A 20,526-nucleotide genomic window follows, 5' to 3' on the forward strand; every position below is an offset into this window, starting at 1 on the left:
AGAGTGATTCTGAGCGCCGCGATCTGTGTGAAGAAGGGCGGATTTGACGGGGTGGGGTTTGGTGGGTAAGTTAGAGAAGTTGCTCCGGAGCGATGATGCGGCCTTGAGGGTTGTGTTTGGTGCCGGGTGCTTCTGTTGTTTGAGAACTCAATAGTGTGCCATGTTTGTTGATACCGATTTTTTGATTGGTTGATTGCTGGTCATCCTGCCCCTGTGGGGTGGCTGGTTTTTAGCTGGTTTCGAATTTTGTGCAGCATGGGCCTTCTTTTTCCGGGGGTTTGTGTTGTGTCTGTATTTTTTACGGAGAGTTTGATCCTGGCTCAGGATGAACGCTGGCGGCGTGCTTAACACATGCAAGTCGAACGATGATCCCCAGCTTGCTGGGGGGATTAGTGGCGAACGGGTGAGTAACACGTGAGTAACCTGCCCTTGACTCTGGGATAAGCCTGGGAAACTGGGTCTAATACTGGATACGACCTTCTGGCGCATGCCATGTTGGTGGAAAGCTTTTGTGGTTTTGGATGGACTCGCGGCCTATCAGCTTGTTGGTGGGGTAATGGCCTACCAAGGCGACGACGGGTAGCCGGCCTGAGAGGGTGGACGGCCACACTGGGACTGAGACACGGCCCAGACTCCTACGGGAGGCAGCAGTGGGGAATATTGCACAATGGGCGCAAGCCTGATGCAGCGACGCCGCGTGAGGGATGAAGGCCTTCGGGTTGTAAACCTCTTTCAGTAGGGAAGAAGCGAAAGTGACGGTACCTGCAGAAGAAGCGCCGGCTAACTACGTGCCAGCAGCCGCGGTAATACGTAGGGCGCAAGCGTTATCCGGAATTATTGGGCGTAAAGAGCTCGTAGGCGGTTTGTCGCGTCTGCCGTGAAAGTCCGGGGCTTAACTCCGGATCTGCGGTGGGTACGGGCAGACTTGAGTGATGTAGGGGAGACTGGAATTCCTGGTGTAGCGGTGAAATGCGCAGATATCAGGAGGAACACCGATGGCGAAGGCAGGTCTCTGGGCATTAACTGACGCTGAGGAGCGAAAGCATGGGGAGCGAACAGGATTAGATACCCTGGTAGTCCATGCCGTAAACGTTGGGCACTAGGTGTGGGGGACATTCCACGTTTTCCGCGCCGTAGCTAACGCATTAAGTGCCCCGCCTGGGGAGTACGGCCGCAAGGCTAAAACTCAAAGGAATTGACGGGGGCCCGCACAAGCGGCGGAGCATGCGGATTAATTCGATGCAACGCGAAGAACCTTACCAAGGCTTGACATGAACCGGAACGGCGCAGAGATGTGTCGGCCACTTGTGGCCGGTTTACAGGTGGTGCATGGTTGTCGTCAGCTCGTGTCGTGAGATGTTGGGTTAAGTCCCGCAACGAGCGCAACCCTCGTTCCATGTTGCCAGCGGGTTATGCCGGGGACTCATGGGAGACTGCCGGGGTCAACTCGGAGGAAGGTGGGGACGACGTCAAATCATCATGCCCCTTATGTCTTGGGCTTCACGCATGCTACAATGGCCGGTACAAAGGGTTGCGATGCTGTGAGGTGGAGCTAATCCCAAAAAGCCGGTCTCAGTTCGGATTGAGGTCTGCAACTCGACCTCATGAAGTCGGAGTCGCTAGTAATCGCAGATCAGCAACGCTGCGGTGAATACGTTCCCGGGCCTTGTACACACCGCCCGTCAAGTCACGAAAGTTGGTAACACCCGAAGCCGGTGGCCTAACCCCTTGTGGGAGGGAGCCGTCGAAGGTGGGACCGGCGATTGGGACTAAGTCGTAACAAGGTAGCCGTACCGGAAGGTGCGGCTGGATCACCTCCTTTCTAAGGAGCGCCTACAGCTTTCTGTCCTTCCTATGTGTTGGGTGGGGGTTGTCAGGAGTAAGCCCATTGCGCAGGCGTTTGTTCTGCGGTGGGTGCTCATGGGTGGAATATCAACGGATTTGGTGCCTGGTTGGTGCTGTTGGCGTGAGTACGGTTCCTGTCCCTTTTTGTGGGGTGGGTGCGTGGAAAGTGTTGGTGGTGTTGGTTGGGTTCCTTTTGGCACACTGTTGGGTCCTGAGGCAACAGGAGCCCATGCTTTGGTCCTGCTTTTTTGTGGTGGGGTTGGGTGTGGTTTTTCTGGTGTTTCTGGTTTCCTGCGCATGACTTCCTGTTGCCCTGGTTGGGGTGGTGGGGGTGTGTGTTGGGGTTGTTGTTTGAGAACTGCATAGTGGACGCGAGCATCTTAAATTTTTGTGTGCACGCGATTGATGTGCCGGCCTTTTGGGGTTGGTGTGTTGGTTGTGTGTGATCGTCAAGTTTTTAAGGGCACACGGTGGATGCCTTGGCATCAGGAGCCGAAGAAGGACGTGGGAATCTGCGATAAGCCTGGGGGAGTTGATAACCGAACGGTGATCCCAGGATGTCCGAATGGGGAAACCCCGCTCAGCGTGCGAGTGACTGAGTGACCCGTACCTGAACACATAGGGTGCGTGGAGGGAACGTGGGGAAGTGAAACATCTCAGTACCCACAGGAAGAGAAAACAATAGTGATTCCGTTAGTAGTGGCGAGCGAACGCGGATGAGGCTAAACCAGTGGTGTGTGATAGCCGGCGGGCGTTGCATCACTGGGGTTGCGGGACGTTCCGTGCCAGTTCTGCCGGGCTGGTGAAGTGAGTGCAGGCGTATAGGTGAATGGGTTTGAAGGCCCGACCGGAGTGGGTGAGAGTCCCGTAGCCGGAATGCGTGCTGCCGCTTGGAATGTATCCCAAGTAGTACGGGGCCCGAGGAATCCCGTGCGAATCTGCCAGGACCACCTGGTAAGCCTAAATACTCCCTGATGACCGATAGCGGACCAGTACCGTGAGGGAAAGGTGAAAAGTACCCCGGGAGGGGAGTGAAATAGTACCTGAAACCGTGTGCCTACAATCCGTCAGAGCCGGCTTTGTTCCGGTGATGGCGTGCCTTTTGAAGAATGAGCCTGCGAGTTAGTGTTACGTCGCGAGGTTAACCCGTGTGGGGTAGCCGTAGCGAAAGCGAGTCTGAATAGGGCGAGTGAGTGGCGTGATCTAGACCCGAAGCGAAGTGATCTACCCATGGCCAGGTTGAAGCGACGGTAAGACGTCGTGGAGGACCGAACCCACTTCAGTTGAAAATGGAGGGGATGAGCTGTGGGTAGGGGTGAAAGGCCAATCAAACTTCGTGATAGCTGGTTCTCCCCGAAATGCATTTAGGTGCAGCGTTGCGTGTTTCTTGCCGGAGGTAGAGCTACTGGATGGCCGATGGGCCCTACAAGGTTACTGACGTCAGCCAAACTCCGAATGCCGGTAAGTCAGAGCGCAGCAGTGAGACTGTGGGGGATAAGCTTCATAGTCGAGAGGGAAACAGCCCAGACCACCAACTAAGGCCCCTAAGCGTGTGCTAAGTGGGAAAGGATGTGGAGTTGCTCAGACAACCAGGAGGTTGGCTTAGAAGCAGCCACCCTTGAAAGAGTGCGTAATAGCTCACTGGTCAAGTGATTCCGCGCCGACAATGTAGCGGGGCTCAAGTACACCGCCGAAGTTGTGGCATTCACATTTGTTCCTAGCCTTCGTGGTTCAGGAGTGTGGATGGGTAGGGGAGCGTCGTGTGGGCGGTGAAGCTGCGGTGTAAACCAGTGGTGGAGCCTACACGAGTGAGAATGCAGGCATGAGTAGCGAAAGACGGGTGGGAAACCCGTCCGCCGAATGATCAAGGGTTCCAGGGTCAAGCTAATCTGCCCTGGGTAAGTCGGGACCTAAGGCGAGGCCGACAGGCGTAGTCGATGGACAACGGGTTGATATTCCCGTACCGGTGAAGAACCGCCCCTACTGAACAAGGGATACTAACCACCCAAACCACCATCGAGTGGTCTTCGGACCCAGTGTTGGTGGGGAGCGTGGGACCTGATCTTGGGAGGTAAACGTATTAACAGGTGTGACGCAGGAAGGTAGCCGGGCCGGGCGATGGTTGTCCCGGTCTAAGGATGTAGGAGGGATCATAGGCAAATCCGTGGTCCTGGTTTTGATACCGACTCTGAGATCCGATGGGCCCCACCATGGGTGGGGATCCGGTGATCCTATGCTGCCTAGAAAAGCATCGGCGTGAGGTTCCAACTGCCCGTACCCCAAACCGACACAGGTGATCAGGTAGAGAATACTAAGGCGATCGAGAGAATTATGGTTAAGGAACTCGGCAAAATGCCCCCGTAACTTCGGGAGAAGGGGGGCCCCAACCGTGATGGACACTTGCTGTCCGGAGGCGGATCGGGGCCGCAGAGACCAGGGGGAAGCGACTGTTTACTAAAAACACAGGTCCGTGCGAAGTCGCAAGACGATGTATACGGACTGACTCCTGCCCGGTGCTGGAAGGTTAAGAGGACCGGTTAGCCCCTTGTGGGCGAAGCTGGGAATTTAAGCCCCAGTAAACGGCGGTGGTAACTATAACCATCCTAAGGTAGCGAAATTCCTTGTCGGGTAAGTTCCGACCTGCACGAATGGAGTAACGACTTCCCCGCTGTCTCAACCATAAACTCGGCGAAATTGCACTACGAGTAAAGATGCTCGTTACGCGCAGCAGGACGGAAAGACCCCGAGACCTTCACTATAGTTTGGTATTGGTGTTCGGTGTGGCTTGTGTAGGATAGGTGGGAGACTGTGAAGCCCGGACGCCAGTTCGGGTGGAGTCATCGTTGAAATACCACTCTGGTCACTCTGGATATCTAACTTCGGCCCGTAATCCGGGTCAGGGACAGTGCCTGATGGGTAGTTTAACTGGGGCGGTTGCCTCCCAAAAAGTAACGGAGGCGCCCAAAGGTTCCCTCAGCCTGGTTGGCAATCAGGTGTCGAGTGTAAGTGCACAAGGGAGCTTGACTGTGAGAGAGACATCTCAAGCAGGGACGAAAGTCGGGACTAGTGATCCGGCGGCACATTGTGGAATGGCCGTCGCTCAACGGATAAAAGGTACCTCGGGGATAACAGGCTGATCTTGCCCAAGAGTCCATATCGACGGCATGGTTTGGCACCTCGATGTCGGCTCGTCGCATCCTGGGGCTGGAGTAGGTCCCAAGGGTTGGGCTGTTCGCCCATTAAAGCGGTACGCGAGCTGGGTTTAGAACGTCGTGAGACAGTTCGGTCCCTATCCGCTGCGCGCGTAGGAAATTTGAGAAGGGCTGTCCTTAGTACGAGAGGACCGGGACGGACGAACCTCTGGTGTGTCAGTTGTACTGCCAAGTGCACCGCTGATTAGCTACGTTCGGATGGGATAACCGCTGAAAGCATCTAAGCGGGAAGCCTGCTTCAAGATGAGATTTCCATACACCATTTGGTGTGAGAGGCCCCCAGCTAGACCACTGGGTTGATAGGCCGGATGTGGAAGCGAGGACTAACGACTCGTGAAGCTGACCGGTACTAATACGCCGATAACTTGACACCACACAAACCCCCCCACCCCTGGTGGGAAACACGGGGTGCTACGCGTCCACTATGCGGTTCCCAACCAACAACCGCCCCAAAAGGGGTTCACGGGAACCACACAACTGAATACAGGTTAGTCATAACCACGAAGTTGTAACCACAAGACTTCCCACCCCACACACCAACACGTGTTCGAGGGGCGGGTAACAGGGTTACGGCGGTCATAGCGTGGGGGAAACGCCCGGTCCCATTCCGAACCCGGAAGCTAAGACCCACAGCGCCGATGGTACTGCACCCGAGAGAGTGTGGGAGAGTAGGACACCGCCGGACAACATTTACAGGAAAGGGCCTCACCATGATGGTGAGGCCCTTTCCGCTTTAACCACCACACCACCAACACGGGCCATCAGTACCGGTCAGCCGCGGGTTCGCCGGCTGCGGAGTGGTGCCTTCGGTCGTTGCTCGTACTGTGTGGTTTGCGTGGGTTGATCTGGGTGTGCGTGGTTGGACGACGGGGAGGCGGGGGTACGGTCCGGTACTGCGATTGCGTTGCGGTGGTTCCAGCCGGTGGTTCCAGCCGGTGCTGCCTGCCCGGTGCTGCCTGCCCGGTTGTCTGCTTGGTTGTCTGCCCGGTTGTCTGCCCGGTTGTTTGCCTGGTGTTGTTTGCCTGGTTGTGCCGGTGAGGTGGCCGGTGGGGGTGGGTGTGGTTTGGTGTCGGCCGGAAGGGTTTCATCCGGGCGGCGCGTGGTTCTCGGGTGGCGTAGGCGGTCCTGGCCGTAAGGGGGGTGGGTTCGAGTCGCTGTCGGCTGGTGCGTGGTAGATGCCGGCGACAGGGGCAGCTGCCTCCAGGCTCATCCGGAGGGTCTACTTCGCTGAAAGGTTGTTGCCGGCGTGGTGGAGCAGGGTGCGAGATTAACCACAGGGTGGTTGCCGGGTATCCGACGCCCGTTCTGACTCATCCCGCACTTTCCGGGTGCGCTGGGCACCGGGCTTGTCCTGGGGCAGGCCCGGTGCCGGGGGTTGGTGGTGGATGTATCTGTGGGTGTATCTATGGTGACGATCACAGTATCGCTTGTGTGGTGGGGTCGGCCCTGGAGTGCTCGAGCGGCCCTTCCCAGGGCCGCGCCGGCCGGTAACTGCGGGGGTTTTCCTGCCCGGAGGGGGCCGATTTGCGTGGCCGCTGGGAGGCGTGTAATGTTCTTCGAGTCGCCGCGGACGGGACAGGAACTCAAAGGTAAACAACCGGGTTCCGAAAGCCTCCGCTTGAGCGACACACTCCCTCCAAAAATCAGGATCTGATCCGTCATGGACTGCGCCTGGATGAGGTTGGGATCGCCGGTTCCACACCGCAAGCGCCGCAGGGCGGATTTGACGGGGTGGGGTTTGGCGGGTAAGTTAGAAAAGTTGCTCCGGAGCGATGATGCGGCCTTGAGGGTTGTGTTTGGTGCCGGGTGCTTCTGTTGTTTGAGAACTCAATAGTGTGCCATGTTTGTTGATACCGATTTTTTGATTGGTTGATTGCTGGTCATCCTGCCCCTGTGGGGTGGCTGGTTTTTAGCTGGTTTCGAATTTTGTGCAGCATGGGCCTTCTTTTTCCGGGGGTTTGTGTTGTGTCTGTATTTTTTACGGAGAGTTTGATCCTGGCTCAGGATGAACGCTGGCGGCGTGCTTAACACATGCAAGTCGAACGATGATCCCCAGCTTGCTGGGGGGATTAGTGGCGAACGGGTGAGTAACACGTGAGTAACCTGCCCTTGACTCTGGGATAAGCCTGGGAAACTGGGTCTAATACTGGATACGACCTTCTGGCGCATGCCATGTTGGTGGAAAGCTTTTGTGGTTTTGGATGGACTCGCGGCCTATCAGCTTGTTGGTGGGGTAATGGCCTACCAAGGCGACGACGGGTAGCCGGCCTGAGAGGGTGGACGGCCACACTGGGACTGAGACACGGCCCAGACTCCTACGGGAGGCAGCAGTGGGGAATATTGCACAATGGGCGCAAGCCTGATGCAGCGACGCCGCGTGAGGGATGAAGGCCTTCGGGTTGTAAACCTCTTTCAGTAGGGAAGAAGCGAAAGTGACGGTACCTGCAGAAGAAGCGCCGGCTAACTACGTGCCAGCAGCCGCGGTAATACGTAGGGCGCAAGCGTTATCCGGAATTATTGGGCGTAAAGAGCTCGTAGGCGGTTTGTCGCGTCTGCCGTGAAAGTCCGGGGCTTAACTCCGGATCTGCGGTGGGTACGGGCAGACTTGAGTGATGTAGGGGAGACTGGAATTCCTGGTGTAGCGGTGAAATGCGCAGATATCAGGAGGAACACCGATGGCGAAGGCAGGTCTCTGGGCATTAACTGACGCTGAGGAGCGAAAGCATGGGGAGCGAACAGGATTAGATACCCTGGTAGTCCATGCCGTAAACGTTGGGCACTAGGTGTGGGGGACATTCCACGTTTTCCGCGCCGTAGCTAACGCATTAAGTGCCCCGCCTGGGGAGTACGGCCGCAAGGCTAAAACTCAAAGGAATTGACGGGGGCCCGCACAAGCGGCGGAGCATGCGGATTAATTCGATGCAACGCGAAGAACCTTACCAAGGCTTGACATGAACCGGAACGGCGCAGAGATGTGTCGGCCACTTGTGGCCGGTTTACAGGTGGTGCATGGTTGTCGTCAGCTCGTGTCGTGAGATGTTGGGTTAAGTCCCGCAACGAGCGCAACCCTCGTTCCATGTTGCCAGCGGGTTATGCCGGGGACTCATGGGAGACTGCCGGGGTCAACTCGGAGGAAGGTGGGGACGACGTCAAATCATCATGCCCCTTATGTCTTGGGCTTCACGCATGCTACAATGGCCGGTACAAAGGGTTGCGATGCTGTGAGGTGGAGCTAATCCCAAAAAGCCGGTCTCAGTTCGGATTGAGGTCTGCAACTCGACCTCATGAAGTCGGAGTCGCTAGTAATCGCAGATCAGCAACGCTGCGGTGAATACGTTCCCGGGCCTTGTACACACCGCCCGTCAAGTCACGAAAGTTGGTAACACCCGAAGCCGGTGGCCTAACCCCTTGTGGGAGGGAGCCGTCGAAGGTGGGACCGGCGATTGGGACTAAGTCGTAACAAGGTAGCCGTACCGGAAGGTGCGGCTGGATCACCTCCTTTCTAAGGAGCGCCTACAGCTTTCTGTCCTTCCTATGTGTTGGGTGGGGGTTGTCAGGAGTAAGCCCATTGCGCAGGCGTTTGTTCTGCGGTGGGTGCTCATGGGTGGAATATCAACGGATTTGGTGCCTGGTTGGTGCTGTTGGCGTGAGTACGGTTCCTGTCCCTTTTTGTGGGGTGGGTGCGTGGAAAGTGTTGGTGGTGTTGGTTGGGTTCCTTTTGGCACACTGTTGGGTCCTGAGGCAACAGGAGCCCATGCTTTGGTCCTGCTTTTTTGTGGTGGGGTTGGGTGTGGTTTTTCTGGTGTTTCTGGTTTCCTGCGCATGACTTCCTGTTGCCCTGGTTGGGGTGGTGGGGGTGTGTGTTGGGGTTGTTGTTTGAGAACTGCATAGTGGACGCGAGCATCTTAAATTTTTGTGTGCACGCGATTGATGTGCCGGCCTTTTGGGGTTGGTGTGTTGGTTGTGTGTGATCGTCAAGTTTTTAAGGGCACACGGTGGATGCCTTGGCATCAGGAGCCGAAGAAGGACGTGGGAATCTGCGATAAGCCTGGGGGAGTTGATAACCGAACGGTGATCCCAGGATGTCCGAATGGGGAAACCCCGCTCAGCGTGCGAGTGACTGAGTGACCCGTACCTGAACACATAGGGTGCGTGGAGGGAACGTGGGGAAGTGAAACATCTCAGTACCCACAGGAAGAGAAAACAATAGTGATTCCGTTAGTAGTGGCGAGCGAACGCGGATGAGGCTAAACCAGTGGTGTGTGATAGCCGGCGGGCGTTGCATCACTGGGGTTGCGGGACGTTCCGTGCCAGTTCTGCCGGGCTGGTGAAGTGAGTGCAGGCGTATAGGTGAATGGGTTTGAAGGCCCGACCGGAGTGGGTGAGAGTCCCGTAGCCGGAATGCGTGCTGCCGCTTGGAATGTATCCCAAGTAGTACGGGGCCCGAGGAATCCCGTGCGAATCTGCCAGGACCACCTGGTAAGCCTAAATACTCCCTGATGACCGATAGCGGACCAGTACCGTGAGGGAAAGGTGAAAAGTACCCCGGGAGGGGAGTGAAATAGTACCTGAAACCGTGTGCCTACAATCCGTCAGAGCCGGCTTTGTTCCGGTGATGGCGTGCCTTTTGAAGAATGAGCCTGCGAGTTAGTGTTACGTCGCGAGGTTAACCCGTGTGGGGTAGCCGTAGCGAAAGCGAGTCTGAATAGGGCGAGTGAGTGGCGTGATCTAGACCCGAAGCGAAGTGATCTACCCATGGCCAGGTTGAAGCGACGGTAAGACGTCGTGGAGGACCGAACCCACTTCAGTTGAAAATGGAGGGGATGAGCTGTGGGTAGGGGTGAAAGGCCAATCAAACTTCGTGATAGCTGGTTCTCCCCGAAATGCATTTAGGTGCAGCGTTGCGTGTTTCTTGCCGGAGGTAGAGCTACTGGATGGCCGATGGGCCCTACAAGGTTACTGACGTCAGCCAAACTCCGAATGCCGGTAAGTCAGAGCGCAGCAGTGAGACTGTGGGGGATAAGCTTCATAGTCGAGAGGGAAACAGCCCAGACCACCAACTAAGGCCCCTAAGCGTGTGCTAAGTGGGAAAGGATGTGGAGTTGCTCAGACAACCAGGAGGTTGGCTTAGAAGCAGCCACCCTTGAAAGAGTGCGTAATAGCTCACTGGTCAAGTGATTCCGCGCCGACAATGTAGCGGGGCTCAAGTACACCGCCGAAGTTGTGGCATTCACATTTGTTCCTAGCCTTCGTGGTTCAGGAGTGTGGATGGGTAGGGGAGCGTCGTGTGGGCGGTGAAGCTGCGGTGTAAACCAGTGGTGGAGCCTACACGAGTGAGAATGCAGGCATGAGTAGCGAAAGACGGGTGGGAAACCCGTCCGCCGAATGATCAAGGGTTCCAGGGTCAAGCTAATCTGCCCTGGGTAAGTCGGGACCTAAGGCGAGGCCGACAGGCGTAGTCGATGGACAACGGGTTGATATTCCCGTACCGGTGAAGAACCGCCCCTACTGAACAAGGGATACTAACCACCCAAACCACCATCGAGTGGTCTTCGGACCCAGTGTTGGTGGGGAGCGTGGGACCTGATCTTGGGAGGTAAACGTATTAACAGGTGTGACGCAGGAAGGTAGCCGGGCCGGGCGATGGTTGTCCCGGTCTAAGGATGTAGGAGGGATCATAGGCAAATCCGTGGTCCTGGTTTTGATACCGACTCTGAGATCCGATGGGCCCCACCATGGGTGGGGATCCGGTGATCCTATGCTGCCTAGAAAAGCATCGGCGTGAGGTTCCAACTGCCCGTACCCCAAACCGACACAGGTGATCAGGTAGAGAATACTAAGGCGATCGAGAGAATTATGGTTAAGGAACTCGGCAAAATGCCCCCGTAACTTCGGGAGAAGGGGGGCCCCAACCGTGATGGACACTTGCTGTCCGGAGGCGGATCGGGGCCGCAGAGACCAGGGGGAAGCGACTGTTTACTAAAAACACAGGTCCGTGCGAAGTCGCAAGACGATGTATACGGACTGACTCCTGCCCGGTGCTGGAAGGTTAAGAGGACCGGTTAGCCCCTTGTGGGCGAAGCTGGGAATTTAAGCCCCAGTAAACGGCGGTGGTAACTATAACCATCCTAAGGTAGCGAAATTCCTTGTCGGGTAAGTTCCGACCTGCACGAATGGAGTAACGACTTCCCCGCTGTCTCAACCATAAACTCGGCGAAATTGCACTACGAGTAAAGATGCTCGTTACGCGCAGCAGGACGGAAAGACCCCGAGACCTTCACTATAGTTTGGTATTGGTGTTCGGTGTGGCTTGTGTAGGATAGGTGGGAGACTGTGAAGCCCGGACGCCAGTTCGGGTGGAGTCATCGTTGAAATACCACTCTGGTCACTCTGGATATCTAACTTCGGCCCGTAATCCGGGTCAGGGACAGTGCCTGATGGGTAGTTTAACTGGGGCGGTTGCCTCCCAAAAAGTAACGGAGGCGCCCAAAGGTTCCCTCAGCCTGGTTGGCAATCAGGTGTCGAGTGTAAGTGCACAAGGGAGCTTGACTGTGAGAGAGACATCTCAAGCAGGGACGAAAGTCGGGACTAGTGATCCGGCGGCACATTGTGGAATGGCCGTCGCTCAACGGATAAAAGGTACCTCGGGGATAACAGGCTGATCTTGCCCAAGAGTCCATATCGACGGCATGGTTTGGCACCTCGATGTCGGCTCGTCGCATCCTGGGGCTGGAGTAGGTCCCAAGGGTTGGGCTGTTCGCCCATTAAAGCGGTACGCGAGCTGGGTTTAGAACGTCGTGAGACAGTTCGGTCCCTATCCGCTGCGCGCGTAGGAAATTTGAGAAGGGCTGTCCTTAGTACGAGAGGACCGGGACGGACGAACCTCTGGTGTGTCAGTTGTACTGCCAAGTGCACCGCTGATTAGCTACGTTCGGATGGGATAACCGCTGAAAGCATCTAAGCGGGAAGCCTGCTTCAAGATGAGATTTCCATACACCATTTGGTGTGAGAGGCCCCCAGCTAGACCACTGGGTTGATAGGCCGGATGTGGAAGCGAGGACTAACGACTCGTGAAGCTGACCGGTACTAATACGCCGATAACTTGACACCACACAAACCCCCCCACCCCTGGTGGGAAACACGGGGTGCTACGCGTCCACTATGCGGTTCCCAACCAACAACCGCCCCCAAAAGGGGTTCACGGGAACCACACAACTGAATACAGGTTAGTCATAACCACGAAGTTGTAACCACAAGACTTCCCACCCCACACACCAACACGTGTTCGAGGGGCGGGTAACAGGGTTACGGCGGTCATAGCGTGGGGGAAACGCCCGGTCCCATTCCGAACCCGGAAGCTAAGACCCACAGCGCCGATGGTACTGCACCCGAGAGAGTGTGGGAGAGTAGGACACCGCCGGACAACATTTACAGGAAAGGGCCTCACCATGATGGTGAGGCCCTTTCCGCTTTAACCACCACACCACCAACACGGGCCATCAGTACCGGTCAGCCGCGGGTTCGCCGGCTGCGGAGTGGTGCCTTCGGTCGTTGCTCGTACTGTGTGGTTTGCGTGGGTTGATCTGGGTGTGCGTGGTTGGACGACGGGGAGGCGGGGGTACGGTCCGGTACTGCGATTGCGTTGCGGTGGTTCCAGCCGGTGGTTCCAGCCGGTGCTGCCTGCCCGGTGCTGCCTGCCCGGTTGTCTGCTTGGTTGTCTGCCCGGTTGTCTGCCCGGTTGTTTGCCTGGTGTTGTTTGCCTGGTTGTGCCGGTGAGGTGGCCGGTGGGGTGGGTGTGGTTTGGTGTCGGCCGGAAGGGTTTCATCCGGGCGGCGCGTGGTTCTCGGGTGGCGTAGGCGGTCCTGGCCGTAAGGGGGGTGGGTTCGAGTCGCTGTCGGCTGGTGCGTGGTAGATGCCGGCGACAGGGGCAGCTGCCTCCAGGCTCATCCGGAGGGTCTACTTCGCTGAAAGGTTGTTGCCGGCGTGGTGGAGCAGGGTGCGAGATTAACCACAGGGTGGTTGCCGGGTATCCGACGCCCGTTCTGACTCATCCCGCACTTTCCGGGTGCGCTGGGCACCGGGCTTGTCCTGGGGCAGGCCCGGTGCCGGGGGTTGGTGGTGGATGTATCTGTGGGTGTATCTATGGTGACGATCACAGTATCGCTTGTGTGGTGGGGTCGGCCCTGGAGTGCTCGAGCGGCCCTTCCCAGGGCCGCGCCGGCCGGTAACTGCGGGGGTTTTCCTGCCCGGAGGGGGCCGATTTGCGTGGCCGCTGGGAGGCGTGTAATGTTCTTCGAGTCGCCGCGGACGGGACAGGAACTCAAAGGTAAACAACCGGGTTCCGAAAGCCTCCGCTTGAGCGACACACTCCCTCCAAAAATCAGGATCTGATCCGTCATGGACTGCGCCTGGATGAGGTTGGGATCGCCGGTTCCACACCGCAAGCGCCGCAGGGCGGATTTGACGGGGTGGGGTTTGGCGGGTAAGTTAGAAAAGTTGCTCCGGAGCGATGATGCGGCCTTGAGGGTTGTGTTTGGTGCCGGGTGCTTCTGTTGTTTGAGAACTCAATAGTGTGCCATGTTTGTTGATACCGATTTTTTGATTGGTTGATTGCTGGTCATCCTGCCCCTGTGGGGTGGCTGGTTTTTAGCTGGTTTCGAATTTTGTGCAGCATGGGCCTTCTTTTTCCGGGGGTTTGTGTTGTGTCTGTATTTTTTACGGAGAGTTTGATCCTGGCTCAGGATGAACGCTGGCGGCGTGCTTAACACATGCAAGTCGAACGATGATCCCCAGCTTGCTGGGGGATTAGTGGCGAACGGGTGAGTAACACGTGAGTAACCTGCCCTTGACTCTGGGATAAGCCTGGGAAACTGGGTCTAATACTGGATACGACCTTCTGGCGCATGCCATGTTGGTGGAAAGCTTTTGTGGTTTTGGATGGACTCGCGGCCTATCAGCTTGTTGGTGGGGTAATGGCCTACCAAGGCGACGACGGGTAGCCGGCCTGAGAGGGTGGACGGCCACACTGGGACTGAGACACGGCCCAGACTCCTACGGGAGGCAGCAGTGGGGAATATTGCACAATGGGCGCAAGCCTGATGCAGCGACGCCGCGTGAGGGATGAAGGCCTTCGGGTTGTAAACCTCTTTCAGTAGGGAAGAAGCGAAAGTGACGGTACCTGCAGAAGAAGCGCCGGCTAACTACGTGCCAGCAGCCGCGGTAATACGTAGGGCGCAAGCGTTATCCGGAATTATTGGGCGTAAAGAGCTCGTAGGCGGTTTGTCGCGTCTGCCGTGAAAGTCCGGGGCTTAACTCCGGATCTGCGGTGGGTACGGGCAGACTTGAGTGATGTAGGGGAGACTGGAATTCCTGGTGTAGCGGTGAAATGCGCAGATATCAGGAGGAACACCGATGGCGAAGGCAGGTCTCTGGGCATTAACTGACGCTGAGGAGCGAAAGCATGGGGAGCGAACAGGATTAGATACCCTGGTAGTCCATGCCGTAAACGTTGGGCACTAGGTGTGGGGGACATTCCACGTTTTCCGCGCCGTAGCTAACGCATTAAGTGCCCCGCCTGGGGAGTACGGCCGCAAGGCTAAAACTCAAAGGAATTGACGGGGGCCCGCACAAGCGGCGGAGCATGCGGATTAATTCGATGCAACGCGAAGAACCTTACCAAGGCTTGACATGAACCGGAACGGCGCAGAGATGTGTCGGCCACTTGTGGCCGGTTTACAGGTGGTGCATGGTTGTCGTCAGCTCGTGTCGTGAGATGTTGGGTTAAGTCCCGCAACGAGCGCAACCCTCGTTCCATGTTGCCAGCGGGTTATGCCGGGGACTCATGGGAGACTGCCGGGGTCAACTCGGAGGAAGGTGGGGACGACGTCAAATCATCATGCCCCTTATGTCTTGGGCTTCACGCATGCTACAATGGCCGGTACAAAGGGTTGCGATGCTGTGAGGTGGAGCTAATCCCAAAAAGCCGGTCTCAGTTCGGATTGAGGTCTGCAACTCGACCTCATGAAGTCGGAGTCGCTAGTAATCGCAGATCAGCAACGCTGCGGTGAATACGTTCCCGGGCCTTGTACACACCGCCCGTCAAGTCACGAAAGTTGGTAACACCCGAAGCCGGTGGCCTAACCCCTTGTGGGAGGGAGCCGTCGAAGGTGGGACCGGCGATTGGGACTAAGTCGTAACAAGGTAGCCGTACCGGAAGGTGCGGCTGGATCACCTCCTTTCTAAGGAGCGCCTACAGCTTTCTGTCCTTCCTATGTGTTGGGTGGGGGTTGTCAGGAGTAAGCCCATTGCGCAGGCGTTTGTTCTGCGGTGGGTGCTCATGGGTGGAATATCAACGGATTTGGTGCCTGGTTGGTGCTGTTGGCGTGAGTACGGTTCCTGTCCCTTTTTGTGGGGTGGGTGCGTGGAAAGTGTTGGTGGTGTTGGTTGGGTTCCTTTTGGCACACTGTTGGGTCCTGAGGCAACAGGAGCCCATGCTTTGGTCCTGCTTTTTTGTGGTGGGGTTGGGTGTGGTTTTTCTGGTGTTTCTGGTTTCCTGCGCATGACTTCCTGTTGCCCTGGTTGGGGTGGTGGGGGTGTGTGTTGGGGTTGTTGTTTGAGAACTGCATAGTGGACGCGAGCATCTTAAATTTTTGTGTGCACGCGATTGATGTGCCGGCCTTTTGGGGTTGGTGTGTTGGTTGTGTGTGATCGTCAAGTTTTTAAGGGCACACGGTGGATGCCTTGGCATCAGGAGCCGAAGAAGGACGTGGGAATCTGCGATAAGCCTGGGGGAGTTGATAACCGAACGGTGATCCCAGGATGTCCGAATGGGGAAACCCCGCTCAGCGTGCGAGTGACTGAGTGACCCGTACCTGAACACATAGGGTGCGTGGAGGGAACGTGGGGAAGTGAAACATCTCAGTACCCACAGGAAGAGAAAACAATAGTGATTCCGTTAGTAGTGGCGAGCGAACGCGGATGAGGCTAAACCAGTGGTGTGTGATAGCCGGCGGGCGTTGCATCACTGGGGTTGCGGGACGTTCCGTGCCAGTTCTGCCGGGCTGGTGAAGTGAGTGCAGGCGTATAGGTGAATGGGTTTGAAGGCCCGACCGGAGTGGGTGAGAGTCCCGTAGCCGGAATGCGTGCTGCCGCTTGGAATGTATCCCAAGTAGTACGGGGCCCGAGGAATCCCGTGCGAATCTGCCAGGACCACCTGGTAAGCCTAAATACTCCCTGATGACCGATAGCGGACCAGTACCGTGAGGGAAAGGTGAAAAGTACCCCGGGAGGGGAGTGAAATAGTACCTGAAACCGTGTGCCTACAATCCGTCAGAGCCGGCTTTGTTCCGGTGATGGCGTGCCTTTTGAAGAATGAGCCTGCGAGTTAGTGTTACGTCGCGAGGTTAACCCGTGTGGGGTAGCCGTAGCGAAAGCGAGTCTGAATAGGGCGAGTGAGTGGCGTGATCTAGACCCGAAGCGAAGTGATCTACCCATGGCCAGGTTGAAGCGACGGTAAGACGTCGTGGAGGACCGAACCCACTTCAGTTGAAAATGGAGGGGATGAGCTGTGGGTAGGGGTGAAAGGCCAATCAAACTTCGTGATAGCTGGTTCTCCCCGAAATGCATTTAGGTGCAGCGTTGCGTGTTTCTTGCCGGAGGTAGAGCTACTGGATGGCCGATGGGCCCTACAAGGTTACTGACGTCAGCCAAACTCCGAATGCCGGTAAGTCAGAGCGCAGCAGTGAGACTGTGGGGGATAAGCTTCATAGTCGAGAGGGAAACAGCCCAGACCACCAACTAAGGCCCCTAAGCGTGTGCTAAGTGGGAAAGGATGTGGAGTTGCTCAGACAACCAGGAGGTTGGCTTAGAAGCAGCCACCCTTGAAAGAGTGCGTAATAGCTCACTGGTCAAGTGATTCCGCGCCGACAATGTAGCGGGGCTCAAGTACACCGCCGAAGTTGTGGCATTCACATTTGTTCCTAGCCTTCGTGGTTCAGGAGTGTGGATGGGTAGGGGAGCGTCGTGTGGGCGGTGAAGCTGCGGTGTAAACCAGTGGTGGAGCCTACACGAGTGAGAATGCAGGCATGAGTAGCGAAAGACGGGTGGGAAACCCGTCCGCCGAATGATCAAGGGTTCCAGGGTCAAGCTAATCTGCCCTGGGTAAGTCGGGACCTAAGGCGAGGCCGACAGGCGTAGTCGATGGACAACGGGTTGATATTCCCGTACCGGTGAAGAACCGCCCCTACTGAACAAGGGATACTAACCACCCAAACCACCATCGAGTGGTCTTCGGACCCAGTGTTGGTGGGGAGCGTGGGACCTGATCTTGGGAGGTAAACGTATTAACAGGTGTGACGCAGGAAGGTAGCCGGGCCGGGCGATGGTTGTCCCGGTCTAAGGATGTAGGAGGGATCATAGGCAAATCCGTGGTCCTGGTTTTGATACCGACTCTGAGATCCGATGGGCCCCACCATGGGTGGGGATCCGGTGATCCTATGCTGCCTAGAAAAGCATCGGCGTGAGGTTCCAACTGCCCGTACCCCAAACCGACACAGGTGATCAGGTAGAGAATACTAAGGCGATCGAGAGAATTATGGTTAAGGAACTCGGCAAAATGCCCCCGTAACTTCGGGAGAAGGGGGGCCCCAACCGTGATGGACACTTGCTGTCCGGAGGCGGATCGGGGCCGCAGAGACCAGGGGGAAGCGACTGTTTACTAAAAACACAGGTCCGTGCGAAGTCGCAAGACGATGTATACGGACTGACTCCTGCCCGGTGCTGGAAGGTTAAGAGGACCGGTTAGCCCCTTGTGGGCGAAGCTGGGAATTTAAGCCCCAGTAAACGGCGGTGGTAACTATAACCATCCTAAGGTAGCGAAATTCCTTGTCGGGTAAGTTCCGACCTGCACGAATGGAGTAACGACTTCCCCGCTGTCTCAACCATAAACTCGGCGAAATTGCACTACGAGTAAAGATGCTCGTTACGCGCAGCAGGACGGAAAGACCCCGAGACCTTCACTATAGTTTGGTATTGGTGTTCGGTGTGGCTTGTGTAGGATAGGTGGGAGACTGTGAAGCCCGGACGCCAGTTCGGGTGGAGTCATCGTTGAAATACCACTCTGGTCACTCTGGATATCTAACTTCGGCCCGTAATCCGGGTCAGGGACAGTGCCTGATGGGTAGTTTAACTGGGGCGGTTGCCTCCCAAAAAGTAACGGAGGCGCCCAAAGGTTCCCTCAGCCTGGTTGGCAATCAGGTGTCGAGTGTAAGTGCACAAGGGAGCTTGACTGTGAGAGAGACATCTCAAGCAGGGACGAAAGTCGGGACTAGTGATCCGGCGGCACATTGTGGAATGGCCGTCGCTCAACGGATAAAAGGTACCTCGGGGATAACAGGCTGATCTTGCCCAAGAGTCCATATCGACGGCATGGTTTGGCACCTCGATGTCGGCTCGTCGCATCCTGGGGCTGGAGTAGGTCCCAAGGGTTGGGCTGTTCGCCCATTAAAGCGGTACGCGAGCTGGGTTTAGAACGTCGTGAGACAGTTCGGTCCCTATCCGCTGCGCGCGTAGGAAATTTGAGAAGGGCTGTCCTTAGTACGAGAGGACCGGGACGGACGAACCTCTGGTGTGTCAGTTGTACTGCCAAGTGCACCGCTGATTAGCTACGTTCGGATGGGATAACCGCTGAAAGCATCTAAGCGGGAAGCCTGCTTCAAGATGAGATTTCCATACACCATTTGGTGTGAGAGGCCCCCAGCTAGACCACTGGGTTGATAGGCCGGATGTGGAAGCGAGGACTAACGACTCGTGAAGCTGACCGGTACTAATACGCCGATAACTTGACACCACACAAACCCCCCCACCACTGGTGGGAACACGGGGTGCTACGCGTCCACTATGCGGTTCCCAACCAACAACCCCCAGGTAGTTGGGGAACCACACACAACTGAATACAGGTTAGTCATAACCACGAAGTTGTAACCACAAGACTTCCCACCCCACACACCAACACGTGTTCGGGGGCGGGTAACAGGGTTACGGCGGTCATAGCGTGGGGGAAACGCCCGGTCCCATTCCGAACCCGGAAGCTAAGACCCACAGCGCCGATGGTACTGCACCCGAGAGAGTGTGGGAGAGTAGGACACCGCCGGACAACATTTACAGGCAAGGGCCTCACCATGATGGTGAGGCCCTTTCCGCTTTAACCACCACACCACCAACACACTAAGGTCACATCATGGACAGCATCTTCTCCCATGCAGAGCACTCTATTGACCGAACAGAGACGGCACTGCCCAAGGTGATCAGCTCCGAGGTAGTAGTCCCTCATAGCGCCGCGCACGCCTTCGCCGGCTTCACCGACGGGATTCACCTTTGGTGGCCTGCGGAGCAGACCAAGTTCGGTGAAGGTACGCATCCCGAATTCACCGGCGGTGAACTCTTCGAGGAAGACCCCGAGGGGAGGACCGCCCTGTGGGCAACGTTGGTGCCGACGGAAGATGATTCAGTGTTGACGCTGACCTGGCACCTCGACGGTAAACCTCATTCCTCCACTCGCGTTACGGTGTCATTCACTTCAGAGTCCGCGGGAACTCGTGTACGGGTGGTTCACGACAGCTGGAGCGCAGGGACTGCCGGACAGGAGCAATTCGCTGCAGCCCCTGACTGGGATCAGGCTCTGCAGCGCTATCAGCGCTTCATGGGTGGATAGGGCAGAGCCTGCAGCGGTGATCCCGGTGCCCGGCAGGCTCGAGAGATAGACTAAGCGCAATTAGTGCCATCGCATCGATGATGGCGAAAACCTGAAGAATGGGGAGACGACGTGTCAGACAACAGCAACGGCCAGCCAGGCTCGCAAAGCGGTCAGGATGACCCGTCCCGTTATCCGGCGGGGCAGCAGTGGCAGCAGCCGACGTCGTCGAACCAGCCGTACGGGCAGTCCTCCGGACCACAGTACGGACAGTCCTCCGATCAGCCCTCCAACCAGCCTTACGGACAGTCCTCCGGCTACGGGCAGCCCTACGGCCAGCAGCCGGCCGGATACGGACAGTCGCAGGGCTCGCCGTACGGATCGCCTTACGCAACACCAGCCGGATACGGTCAGCCTGCTGAGAACCCAGGCAAGACGCTCGGGATTGTCGGCCTGATTTGTTCCATCATCTGGCCGATCTCCATCGTCGGATTGATCATCTCGATCATCGCAATGGTGAAATCGCGCAAGGCCGGTATGGGCAATGGATTCGCACTGGCGGGAATCATCATCGGGGCCATCGGCGTGATCACAGGAATCATTGCCATCATCGGAATTATTGCGCTTGTCCCGTTCACTCAGGAAGTGCTCCAGTTCTGCGAGACTGCCGGTCCTGGCGTACACGAGTTCCAGGGACAGCCGATCGACTGCGGCCAGGTAATTCCGTAATCGGAAACACCGCATAAGGAAAAGCGTCCGCGGTTACCGGGCTACATGCCT

At 56.8% G+C, this 20,526-nt stretch carries 2 protein-coding genes and 9 rRNA genes; all 11 read left to right on the top strand.

All coding sequences use genetic code 11. The features are described 5' to 3' along the window. Window positions 1–297 precede the first annotated feature (297 nt). Window positions 298–1,822 (top strand): 16S ribosomal RNA (locus GC088_RS02155). Between the two features lie 470 nt (window positions 1,823–2,292). After that, a 23S ribosomal RNA gene (locus GC088_RS02160) occupies window positions 2,293–5,430 on the top strand. Window positions 5,431–5,625: 195 nt separating this feature from the next. Continuing rightward, window positions 5,626–5,742 (top strand): 5S ribosomal RNA (gene rrf, locus GC088_RS02165). A gap of 1,292 nt (window positions 5,743–7,034) precedes the next feature. After that, a 16S ribosomal RNA gene (locus GC088_RS02170) occupies window positions 7,035–8,559 on the top strand. 470 nt (window positions 8,560–9,029) lie between these two features. Continuing rightward, a 23S ribosomal RNA gene (locus tag GC088_RS02175) occupies window positions 9,030–12,167 on the top strand. Window positions 12,168–12,363: 196 nt separating this feature from the next. Next, a 5S ribosomal RNA gene (rrf, locus tag GC088_RS02180) occupies window positions 12,364–12,480 on the top strand. Window positions 12,481–13,771: 1,291 nt separating this feature from the next. Next, window positions 13,772–15,295 (top strand): 16S ribosomal RNA (locus GC088_RS02185). Window positions 15,296–15,765: 470 nt separating this feature from the next. Beyond that, window positions 15,766–18,903, top strand: a 23S ribosomal RNA gene (locus tag GC088_RS02190). A gap of 189 nt (window positions 18,904–19,092) precedes the next feature. Beyond that, window positions 19,093–19,209 (top strand): 5S ribosomal RNA (gene rrf / locus GC088_RS02195). Together the 16S, 23S and 5S rRNA genes form the textbook arrangement of a ribosomal RNA operon. 84 nt (window positions 19,210–19,293) lie before the next feature. After that, window positions 19,294–19,767 (top strand): SRPBCC domain-containing protein, encoded by a 474-nt coding sequence (locus GC088_RS02200; RefSeq protein ID WP_323960276.1) that lies wholly within the window; start codon window positions 19,294–19,296, stop codon window positions 19,765–19,767. A gap of 111 nt (window positions 19,768–19,878) precedes the next feature. After that, complete coding sequence (locus GC088_RS02205) at window positions 19,879–20,475, top strand: hypothetical protein (RefSeq protein WP_323960277.1); 597 nt, start codon at window positions 19,879–19,881, stop codon at window positions 20,473–20,475. The last annotated feature ends 51 nt before the right edge of the window (window positions 20,476–20,526 follow it).

Source organism: Arthrobacter sp. JZ12, assembly GCF_035189165.1.
GTDB lineage: Bacteria > Actinomycetota > Actinomycetes > Actinomycetales > Micrococcaceae > Arthrobacter_D.